This window comes from Streptomyces sp. NPDC055140, assembly GCF_053607285.1.
The window spans coordinates 1-2305 of record NZ_JBSGTG010000032.1; the positions used below are offsets into that span (position 1 = coordinate 1).

General features: G+C 69.2%; 2 protein-coding genes and 2 pseudogenes. 2 read left to right on the forward strand and 2 right to left on the reverse strand.

All coding sequences use genetic code 11. The annotated features are described in order from the left end of the window. Positions 1-89: 89 nt before the first annotated feature. Positions 90-512: pseudogene (locus ACWFR4_RS39380) on the forward strand (IS5 family transposase); the annotation flags it as partial. On the opposite strand, the gene ACWFR4_RS39385 reads toward ACWFR4_RS39380, so the two are convergent. Beyond that, entirely contained in the window at positions 509-853 is a 345-nt protein-coding gene (locus ACWFR4_RS39385) for a DUF2750 domain-containing protein (protein WP_453656464.1), read from the reverse strand. The pseudogene ACWFR4_RS39380 and the gene ACWFR4_RS39385 sit on opposite strands and share 4 nt — an antisense overlap. 44 nt (positions 854-897) lie before the next feature. After that, a pseudogene (locus tag ACWFR4_RS39390) lies at positions 898-1194 on the reverse strand (RNA-guided endonuclease TnpB family protein); the annotation flags it as partial. A 406-nt stretch (positions 1195-1600) separates the two neighbouring features. Here ACWFR4_RS39390 and ACWFR4_RS39395 point away from each other — a divergent pair. Beyond that, on the forward strand, positions 1601-2305 hold a 705-nt coding region (locus tag ACWFR4_RS39395; RefSeq protein WP_453656465.1), incomplete at its 3' end, for an FG-GAP repeat protein.

Below are 2305 nucleotides of genomic sequence, written 5' to 3' on the forward strand. Positions count from 1 at the left end.
GCATCCCCTACGACGAGACCATCGCCTTTCCCACCCAACCCCAGACCGTCCTCGCAACCGCCGCTTGACTCCTTAACCGCATCGGATGTCTGATCACCGACGCCACCGGCATCCCGCTCGCCGCCACCTTGACCGGCGGCAACCGCAACGACGTCACCCAGCTCATCCCACTCCTGCAGGCCGTGCCACCGGTGCGGGGCAAGCGCGGCCGGCCCCGGCGCCGCCCCGACGTAGTGCTGGGTGACCGCGGCTACGACCATGACAAGTACCGCCGACTCGTCCGGGACCTCGGCGTCAAGCCACTGATCGCCCGCCGCGGCACCGAACACGGCTCCGGCCTGGGCACCCAACGCTGGGTCGTGGAACGCGCCTTCGCCCACCTGCACTGGTTCCGCCGACTGCGGATCCGCTGGGAGATCCGCGACGACATCCACGAAGCCTTCCTCACCCTCGGATGCGCACTCATCTGCTGGCGGCGACTGCGTGCGCTGGCAAGCGATGCCGTGGACTAGTCAGCCGCTGCCAGTCGATTGAGAACTTCCGTGGGGGTGAAGCTCCAGCCAACCAGGCGCGGCCCGCTCCAGTTGATGCCGATCTTGTATCCCTCTTGGGCGGCATCGGGCAGATCGCGATCGCGCCAGGTGTCCAAGGGCATGGATTCAACGCGTAGCCCATGCCCCCAGACCTTCGCTGCCCTCTGGGCGCGGGCCGAGGTCGACCAGAAGGGAAGACTTCGCGTGCCGTCCGCAGAGAGGGGAGCCGGGCTTCCGGCGTCATCTCGGACAAGCCAGACCACTCTGCTCTGGCGGACGTCTCGGAAGAATGCTGCCGCTTGCGAACCGCTCTGACTCATGGCCACCGAGCCTAACGTTCCCCGCCACTCATTTCGCTAGGGGTTCTAAAGGCGATGGGCTTGGACTCGGCCTTGGTACGGCGCTTCGATCCAGGCTTGCCGAGATTCCCGGCACGGATGTTGGCCTTGAGCGTCGTGTAGGCATCGCGGGTCTTCTTGATGATGTGCTGGGCGGCCTGCGCCCCCAGTCCCCGCGACCGCAGTTCGCCATAAGTGTGCTTGCGCAGCTCGTACTCACGCGGGACACCGTGCTCGAACGCCACCGCCGACACCCAGTTCGCGGCCTCGTTGACCGTGTGCAGCGTCACCGACAGCGCACCGGCCTGCTCGGCCTGTGGCATCAGCTTCACTTGCACGACGACCTTCACGCAGGTGATCGTATCGACGTATGTCACCACGCCGGGAGCCAAACCCCCATATTCGCAGAGGTCGCACGGTCGTCCACACCCTCCACGCCCACCTGGTCTTCACACCCAAATACCGGCACGGACCGTTCACCGACGAGATCCCTCGACGCTGCGAGAAAGTCATGCAAACTGATCAAGCCGCTCACACTCCTGCGGGCGGGACCCGGTACGCCGGGTCACGGGGAGGGCCACTGGCGGGGCCGGCTGCGCTGAAGACCACGCCCCCGGTCGCACACCGAGCTCGCATCCGAGTCCGTACCAGCACAACCCTGGGCGCCTTCCGGATGTCCCACAGGTGAACGCCGCACCTCTCGGACACCTCGGACCCCTTGGAGCCCACATGCGCACACGGATACGGACGTACGCCACAGCAGCCACCATCGTTGCGGCGGCGGCTGCCGGGCCGACCTTCCCGGCCGCAGCCTCTGTTCCCGCGCAGACCGACGGCGACTTCAACGGCGACGGGTACGCGGACCTCGCCGTCGGCGTACCCGACGGCACCGTCGGCGGCAAGGCGAGAGCCGGCTACGTCAACATCGTCTGGGGCGGCCCGAAGGGGATCGGCGCCCACGGCAGCATCCGTATCAGCCAGTCCACCCCCGAGGTGCCCGGCACCCCGGAGACGGGCGACCACTTCGGCGCCTCCGTGGCGCTGGTGGACCTGAACGGCGACGGCAGCGCGGAGCTCCTCGTCGGCGCCCCGGGCGAGGACATCACCGGCCGCGGCAAGGACGTGGGCATGGTCCTCGCGGTGGGCGGCGGCAAGGGCGGGCCCGGCCCGGGGTCCGTCGTCCTCGACGGACCCTCGGCGTCGGCGGCGTACGGCAAATCGGTCGCGGCAGCCGATCTGACCGGCGACGGCAACAAGGAGATCGTGATCGGCGGCACGGACAAGGTCGTCGCTCGTGTCGCCCAGGGCGAAGACAGCATGGTCACCACTGTCGTGGGGGGGGGCCCCGCGGGGGCCCCCGCCCCCCCCCCCCCCCCCCCCCGACCCCCACCCCCCCCACGCCGGGCACCGCGCCCGCGGGCGGCGGGAAACACC